Genomic DNA, 7,379 nt, shown 5'->3' with positions numbered 1-7,379 from the left:
GCCCGTGCCGCGAAGGCCGGTGCCGGCGACACTCGTGCCGCGGGGGCCGGTGGCGATGCCCGTGCTGCGAAGGTCGGAGCCGACACCCGTGCCGCCAAAGCCGTGGCCGCCCCCGGCTGGGCCCCCGCCGACATGGGCGCCCCCGCCACCTTCGTTCTGCTGCGCCACGGCGAGACTCCGCTGACGCCCCAGAAGCGGTTCTCCGGGAGTGGTGGCACGGACCCCTCCCTGTCCGACACCGGCCGGGAGCAGGCCGAACGGGCCGCCGCGCTGCTGGCCCGGCGGGGCACCATCCAGGCCGTCGTGTCGTCGCCGCTCGCCCGCGCGCGGGAGACCGCCGGGATCGTCGCCGCCCGGCTCGGACTGGACGTAGGCATCGACGACGGGCTGCGCGAGACCGACTTCGGCGCCTGGGAGGGCCTCACCTTCGCCGAGGTGCGCGAGCGCCACCCCGACGACCTGAACGCCTGGCTGGCCTCACCGGACGCCCAACCCACCGGCGGCGGTGAGAGCTTCGCGGCGACGGCCACCCGGCTCGCCGCGACCCGCGACAAGCTGGTGGCGGCCCACGCCGGCCGCACCGTCCTGCTGGTCACGCACGTGACCCCGATCAAGACGCTGGTCCGGCTCGCCCTGGGCGCCCCGCCGGAGTCCCTGTTCCGCATGGAACTGTCCGCCGCGTCCCTGTCGGTCGTCGCGTACTACGCGGACGGCAACGCCAGCGTCCGCCTCCTCAACGACACGTCCTACCTGCGCTGAGCCTCGCCGCCGACCGGGCCAGCTCCTCGACGCGGCCCCAGTCGCGAGCGGCGACCGCGTCCGGCGGCAGCATCCAGCTGCCGCCCACGCACCCGACGTTGGGCAGGGCCAGATAGTCCGGTGCGGAGGCCGGCCCGATCCCGCCCGTCGGGCAGAACCGCGCCTGCGGCAACGGCCCCGACAGCGACTGCAGATACGCCGTGCCGCCCGCGGCCTGCGCCGGGAAGAACTTCATCTCCCGCACCCCGCGCTCCAGCAGCGCCACGACCTCGGACGCCGTCGACACCCCCGGCAGGAACGGCACCCCGGACGCCCGCATCGCCTCCAGCAGGACGTCGGTCCAGCCAGGACTGACCAGAAAGCGGGAGCCCGCGGCCACCGCCGCCGTGACCTGCTCGGGGCTGATCACCGTCCCGGCCCCGACGACCGCCCCGGGCACCTCCCGGGCGATCTCCCGGATCGCCGCCAGGGCCACGGGCGTCCGCAACGTCACCTCGATCGCGGGCAGCCCGCCCGCGACCAGCGCCCGCGCCAGCGGTACGGCGTCGCCGGCATCCTCGATGACGACGACAGGGACGACGGACGCCAGGTCCAGCACGGAGGCGGGCAGGAGAGAGGAGGCCATGGCGTCATCCTGCCGCCGCCCGAGCACAGCACGCAAAGGTCGTTGCGCAGAATGCAATGCCCGTTAGTGGACCTCGTCCACCAGCACATCCAGCGACCACGCCTGCCCCGACTTCGCCGGAGCCTGCGCCTCCACGACGTACCCGAGATCCCGGAGCGCCTCCACCAGATCGGCCGGTCCCTTCGGGTCGGCCCCGGAGGTCAGCAGACCGCGCACGATCCGCCCCTTGGTCGCCTTGTTGAAGTGGCTGACCACCTTCCGCGTGGGAGCGTGCAGCACCCGCACGGACGCCGTACGCCCCGCGACCTCGCCCTTGGGCTTCCAGGCGGCGGCGTACGCGGCGGACCGCAGATCCAGCACCAGCCCACTCCCGGCCACCTCCGGCAGCACCGACGCCATCGGCGTACGCCAGTGCGCGCCCAGCGCCCCGAGCCCGGGCAGCTTCACGCCCATCGAGCACCGGTAGGAGGGAATCCGGTCCGTCACCCGCACAGCACCCCACAGCCCGGAGAACACGAGCAGCGACCGCGCCGCACGCCGCTTGGCGGCCGTGTCGAGGGACGCCAGGCCGAGGGCGTCGTAGAGCACGCCGGTGTAGATCTCCCCGGCCGGCCGCGTCCCCGCCGTGCGCAGCTCCGCGTTCTTCGCGACCTCGCCCCGCAGCCCCTCGCTGAGCCCCAGCACCTCACGCGCCTTGTCCTCGTCGCCGGCGCACAGCTCGACCAGCTCGGTGAGAACGGCCTCCCGGGCGGCGGTCAGCCCCGGCAGCGACAGCGACTCCGGCTTCAGCGGGGCACCGCGGCCGGAAGAGGCCTTGCCTTCGGACGGCGGCAGCAGGACAAGCACGCGTACTCCTTCGATCGAACTGAAGCCGACAGCGTACGGGGGCGTACGGGGAGCTCAGACGCGCGCCCGGCCGAGGGCGCGGACGAGGCCGTCGGGGTCGTCGGCGTGGAAGCGGACGACCCGCACCTCCCGGCTCCGCCCGAAGAAGCCGACGTACGTGACGGGTTCCGTCAGTTCGAGCGTGACGCTGGTCTGCGAGCCCACCTCCACATCCAGCTCCCCGTCGGCCCGCTCGTGCGTCATCCGCATTTCGCGCCGCACCGAGGCGATCCGCTCCAGCGGCACCAGCAGATCGACGTGGACGTACCGCCGGATCCGCAGCGAGCCGTGTTCCACATCCAGCACGTGCGGACGTACGACGGAGGACGCGTGCAGCGCGACGACGAACACGATCGTGTACACGTCCAGGAAGAGGAACACCGCGTGCACGGTCGGCCAGTCCCACAGCAGCACGGACAACGCGACCGTCTCGACCACACACACGAACGCGAACCCGGCCATCATCGCGCCCTGCCCGCGCGCGTACCCGAAGGCCGACCCGCTCTTCGTCCCGTGCGTACGCCGTGCCACCCACAGGGCGAGGCTCGCGAGCAACCGCACCTCGTGCCGGACCAGCAGCCCCCCGGCCCTCATCGCCGCTCCTCGGCGAGGATCCGCAGCGTACGGCGGACGGCCTCCGCCTGGGCCGGGGCGAGATCGTCGTAGAAGGCGCGCAGGAAACCGTCGTCCTGGTCGGGCTCCCCGGCCTCCGGGAAGAGCCCCGGCGGAATGCAGCCGGCGAGTGTCAGGGCGGCCTCCTCGACGCGCGGGTCATCGGGCGCGGCGCCGGCGAGCGCGTCGAGCAGCGCGTACGCCTCCCCGGCCCGCGCCACGGCCCCCGGACTCCCCAGCGCCTCACCCATCGACGCCACCAGCCGCTCCCGGTCCCCGGCCGGCATGGCGGTCTCCAGTAAGGCGATGATCTCGCGGTCCTTCACGGCCATGGGCGAGTCCGACAGGTGCGCGGTCCCGGCGAACAGCGCGGCCAGCTCGGGCGACACCGGCCCCTCGGCGGGCACCCCGCCCTCCGCGTCCAGCAAGGTCCGCAACCGCGCCCGCCGTTCCCGCAGCGCCGCCTCCTGACGCGCCAGATCCTCGTCCAGCTCGGTGAGCACCTCGACGAGGTCCTTCCCGGCGTCGTCCGCGAGCACGTCCCGCACCTCCGCGAGCCCCAGCCCCAGCTCGGTCAGCCGCCGGATCCGGGCCAGCACGACGGCATGCCGCAACCCGTACTCCCGGTACCCGTTGGCCCGCCGCTCGGGCTCGGGCAACAGCCCCAGATGGTGGTAGTGCCGCACGGCCCGCGTGGTGACGCCGACGGTGACGGCGAGTTCTCCGATGCGCATGCCACCAGTGAAGACGTTGACGCTGCGGCAGGGTCAAGCGAGCCGTCCGGCCTTCTGACGACGACCGTGATCGTGTGCCACGATCGAGGGAAGGGATCCCGATCTCACGGACAGGTGATCAGCCGATGTCCCAGTCTGGCGAGCGACAGAAGGAGGGGCGTGACATGGCTGCCATGGCCCACGAGCCGCTCTCGCAGGAAGACGTCCTGCTGGAGGGCTTCCTCGCCCTGGACACCCCGGAGGGCTTCCGGGCCGAGCTGATCGAGGGGGAGATCGTTGTGACGCCGCCGCCGGACGGGGATCACGAGAAGTACATCAGCCGGATCGTGAGGCAAGTGATCAGGCAATCCCGGACCGACATGGACTTCTCGGGAAACAAGGGGCTGAAGGTGAGGAGCGGGGGCGCCTGCCCCAAGAACCACTTGGTTCCGCACGTCACCTTCGGCCCCATCGAGCGCGACTTGTTCGGCGGGGTCGGCTCCTGGATGCCCTGCGACGGCGTCGCCATGGTGATGGAGGTGACCTCCACCAAGCCGCAGGCCGACCGCGAGGCCAAACGCCGTTGCTATGCCCGCGCGGGCATCCCGCTCTACCTGCTGGTCGACCGGGACACGGCGCAGGTCACGGTGTTCAGCGAGCCGAAGGACGACGACTACCGCGAGCACTGTGCCCGCCCCTTCGGCAAGCCCATCGCTCTTCCGGAACCCTTCGCCTTCGACCTGGACACGGCCGACCTCGTCTGATCCCCTGTGGGCGGGGGTGCGATATGGGGATGCGCGAACAGACCAGCTGGACCAGGGCACGTCTGGGCCGTGCCGGCCCGCCCCTCGACCTCCTCACCGCCCACTTCGACAGCCACGTCTACGCGCCCCACGCCCACGACGAGTTCACCATCGGCGTCACGGTCGGCGGCTCGGAGGTCATCGCCTACCGGGGCGGTCACATCCACTCCTACCCCGGCTCGATCGTCGTCCTGGAGCCCGGCGAGATGCACACCGGCGGCCCGGCCGCCTGCGACGGCTACGCCTACCAGGCCCTCTACGCCGAACCGGCCCTCCTCGCCGACGGCACCCTCGGCGGCCTCCCGCACTTCCGCGACCCCGTCCTCCACGACCCGGAACTGGCGGCGGCCCTGCGCGCCGCCCACACCGACATCAGCGCCTGCCCCGACCCGCTGGAGGCCGAGTCCCGGCTGCCCTGGCTGCTCACGGCCCTGGCCCGCCGCCACTCCACGTCCCGGGCGGCGAACGACACGGTGCCCGGCGCCGGCCACATCGCCCGGTCCGTACGCGACCGCCTCGCGGACGAACTGCTGGACCCCCCCTCCCTGGCCGCCCTCGCCACGGACCTGGGCCTGTCCCGCTACCAACTGCTCCGTGCCTTCCGCACGACGATGGGCGTACCGCCGTACGCCTGGCTGGCCCAGCACCGGGTGGCCAGGGCCCGGGCCCTCCTGGAAGCCGGACTGCGCCCCGCCGAGGTCGCCGGCCTCGTCGGCTTCGCCGACCAGGCGCACCTCACCCGCTGGTTCCGCCGTGTGCTGGGGGTGACCCCGGCGGCGTACCGCAACAGCGTTCAAGACACCGGGGGGTGACACGGCCGAGACTCATCGCATGACTGCACGCGGCTGGTTCCTGTTCTCCCTCATGGGAGTGATCTGGGGCGTCCCCTATCTGATGATCAAGGTGGCGGTGGACGAACTGTCCCCGTCCATGGTGGTGTTCGCACGCTGCGCCCTCGGCGCCGCGCTCCTGCTCCCCTTCGCCCTGCGCCAGGGTGGCTTCGGCCGTACCGTCCGGAGCCACTGGAAGCCGATGCTGGCCTTCGCCGTCATCGAGATCATCGGCCCGTGGTGGACCCTGACCGACGCCGAACGTCACCTGTCCAGCTCGACCGCCGGCCTCCTCATCGCGGGAGTGCCGATCGTCGCCCTGCTCCTGGCCCGCTTCTTCGGTGCGGGGGAGCGGGTGGGTGCCCGCCGCATCGCGGGCTTGGCCCTCGGCCTCGCGGGCGTCACCGTTCTGACCCTGCCGCACCTCACCGGCGGCGACGCCCTGTCGATGGCCGAGGTGCTGGTGACGGTCGTCGGCTATGCCACGGCCCCGCTGATAGCGGCCCGGTACCTCAAGGACGTCCCGACGCTTCAGCTGATCACCCCGTGCCTGACGCTGGCCGCCGTGGTCTACGCCCCCGCGGCATTCCTGACCAGGCCCGCGACCATGCTCTCGGGTGAGGTCCTGGCAGCCCTCGCCGGCCTGGGAGTGGTCTGCACCGCGATCGCGTTCGTGGCCTTCCTGGAGCTGATCAAGGAGGTCGGCCCGACCCGGGCCGGCGTGATCACGTACGTCAACCCGGCGGTGGCGGTCGCAGCGGGTGCGATCGTCCTCGACGAGAAGCTGACGCTGGGCATCGGCGTCGCCTTCGCCCTGATCCTGGCGGGCTCGGTACTGGCCACGGCCGCGGCGCCGAAGCGGGACGTCCGCCGGGTACCATGGTCCACACGGCAGACGAGCCGGGCGGACGGCCGCGTGGAGTCCCCCTGACGGGGAGCTTCCCGAGGAACGTCCGGGCTCCACAGGGCAGGGTGGTGGCTAACGGCCACCCGGGGTGACCCGCGGGACAGTGCCACAGAAAGCAGACCGCCCAGCACCTAGGTGCTGGGTAAGGGTGAAACGGTGGTGTAAGAGACCACCAGTGCCCAGGGTGACCTGGGCAGCTAGGTAAACCCCACCCGGAGCAAGGTCAAGAGGGGCCGCCTTCTCGAAGGTGACCCTGCGCGGACGATCGAGGGCTGCCCGCCCGAGTCCGCGGGTAGACCGCACGAGGCCGGTGGCAACGCCGGCCCTAGATGGATGGCCGTCGCCCCGGCTCCCGCGAGGGAACCGGGGAACAGAACCCGGCGTACAGCCCGACTCGTCTGCCGCTCTTTATTTCCGCAGGTCAGAGCCATGTTTCTTGCTAAGGAAACTCTCGGGTCGAATCATGGTCGAATTTGGGCCCGCGCATTGTCGTCCCTGCCCCATCGCCCATGCGGAAGATCCGGGCATTCCGGGCGTCAAACGCGGTTCAACGCCGGTCTGCAGTGGACATTCAGGCGGCGGATGAACGGAAGTACATATGTACGAGGTGTCTCCTTGTCTACCCGCTGGCTGAGCTTGGTCATCGGTGGTGGGCCCCCTGAGAAGGGTGCTGGTGTAAGCGAGCAGGGCGACGCCGGCGGCCTTGGCGGCGTCGATGATGACCTTGCGCTGGCCGACCCGGGCGTTGCCGACTTTGCTGCTGGAGATCTGCAGCACCTTGTCGCCGGCCGAGAAAGGGCCGTCGAAGAATCTGAGGAGCGTCGTAGTCTGAGGAAATCCGCGGTCCATGGACGAGCAACTCGGCCCGGAGTCGGATGTGTCGCTGACGCATGCCCTGGGCAGTGAGGATCCGGCACTTGGGCAAGTCATCGACCGGATGGCACTCCGCTCACTCCTCGCGCGACTCCCGGAGCGCGAACGCCGCATTCTGAGTTTGTACTTCGGCGGTTCCCTGACACGGCGAGAAGTCGCGGATGTCGTCGGTGTGTCCCAGATGCGCGTCTCTCGGCTACTCAGTCGTGCCTGCGCGTTCCTGCGGTACAGCCAGCTGCTGGTTAACCCCTCCGGGGTCACGTTCAGTTTCGAGCCTAGTGCCGCGGCAGGCAACGTTTGCCCGTTGAGGAGCGGCGTCCGGTGCGTGCTCTCGGCGTGCCGGCCGGAAGCCCTCGTACTGGACGTACTCGG

8 protein-coding genes, 1 other RNA gene and 2 pseudogenes are annotated in these 7,379 nt (G+C 71.4%); 6 read left to right on the top strand and 5 right to left on the bottom strand.

Annotated features, from left to right (window positions below):
* On the top strand, positions 1-759 hold a 759-nt coding region (locus ABZ281_RS29725; protein WP_356660416.1), incomplete at its 5' end, for a bifunctional RNase H/acid phosphatase.
* Here ABZ281_RS29725 and ABZ281_RS29720 read toward each other — a convergent pair.
* The 4 genes from ABZ281_RS29720 to ABZ281_RS29705 form a co-directional block, all read right to left on the bottom strand.
* Entirely contained in the window at positions 734-1,384 is a 651-nt protein-coding gene (locus tag ABZ281_RS29720) for a bifunctional 4-hydroxy-2-oxoglutarate aldolase/2-dehydro-3-deoxy-phosphogluconate aldolase (RefSeq protein WP_356660414.1), read from the bottom strand. The genes ABZ281_RS29725 and ABZ281_RS29720 overlap by 26 nt on opposite strands.
* Positions 1,385-1,447: 63 nt before the next feature.
* Positions 1,448-2,230, bottom strand: a complete 783-nt coding sequence (gene yaaA, locus ABZ281_RS29715; protein WP_356660412.1) for a peroxide stress protein YaaA — start codon at positions 2,228-2,230, stop codon at positions 1,448-1,450.
* A gap of 54 nt (positions 2,231-2,284) precedes the next feature.
* Entirely contained in the window at positions 2,285-2,863 is a 579-nt protein-coding gene (locus ABZ281_RS29710; protein ID WP_356660410.1) for a hypothetical protein, read from the bottom strand.
* Positions 2,860-3,615, bottom strand: a complete 756-nt coding sequence (locus ABZ281_RS29705; protein ID WP_356660408.1) for a MerR family transcriptional regulator — start codon at positions 3,613-3,615, stop codon at positions 2,860-2,862. Before ABZ281_RS29705 ends, ABZ281_RS29710 begins: the two co-directional genes overlap by 4 nt.
* 173 nt (positions 3,616-3,788) lie before the next feature.
* Between ABZ281_RS29705 and ABZ281_RS29700 the strand changes: the two genes are divergently transcribed.
* The 4 genes and pseudogenes from ABZ281_RS29700 to rnpB all read left to right on the top strand — a co-directional run bounded on the left by ABZ281_RS29700 (position 3,789) and on the right by rnpB (position 6,535).
* Entirely contained in the window at positions 3,789-4,358 is a 570-nt protein-coding gene (locus ABZ281_RS29700; RefSeq protein ID WP_356660418.1) for a Uma2 family endonuclease, read from the top strand.
* Between the two features lie 23 nt (positions 4,359-4,381).
* Positions 4,382-5,209, top strand: a complete 828-nt coding sequence (locus ABZ281_RS29695; RefSeq protein WP_356660406.1) for an AraC family transcriptional regulator — start codon at positions 4,382-4,384, stop codon at positions 5,207-5,209.
* Between the two features lie 19 nt (positions 5,210-5,228).
* Positions 5,229-6,008, top strand: a pseudogene (locus tag ABZ281_RS29690) (DMT family transporter); the annotation flags it as partial.
* 115 nt (positions 6,009-6,123) lie between these two features.
* Positions 6,124-6,535: RNase P RNA component class A (rnpB, locus tag ABZ281_RS29685), an RNA gene on the top strand.
* A 268-nt stretch (positions 6,536-6,803) separates the two neighbouring features.
* On the opposite strand, the pseudogene ABZ281_RS29680 reads toward rnpB, so the two are convergent.
* Positions 6,804-6,941: pseudogene (locus ABZ281_RS29680) on the bottom strand (KR domain-containing protein); the annotation flags it as partial.
* 40 nt (positions 6,942-6,981) lie between these two features.
* Here ABZ281_RS29680 and ABZ281_RS29675 point away from each other — a divergent pair.
* The coding region (locus ABZ281_RS29675) for a sigma-70 family RNA polymerase sigma factor (RefSeq protein WP_356660404.1) at positions 6,982-7,379 on the top strand (398 nt) is incomplete at its 3' end.

It is taken from the genome of Streptomyces sp. NPDC006265, from assembly GCF_040613555.1.
GTDB lineage: Bacteria > Actinomycetota > Actinomycetes > Streptomycetales > Streptomycetaceae > Streptomyces.
This window is presented reverse-complemented; position numbering and strand designations above follow the sequence as displayed.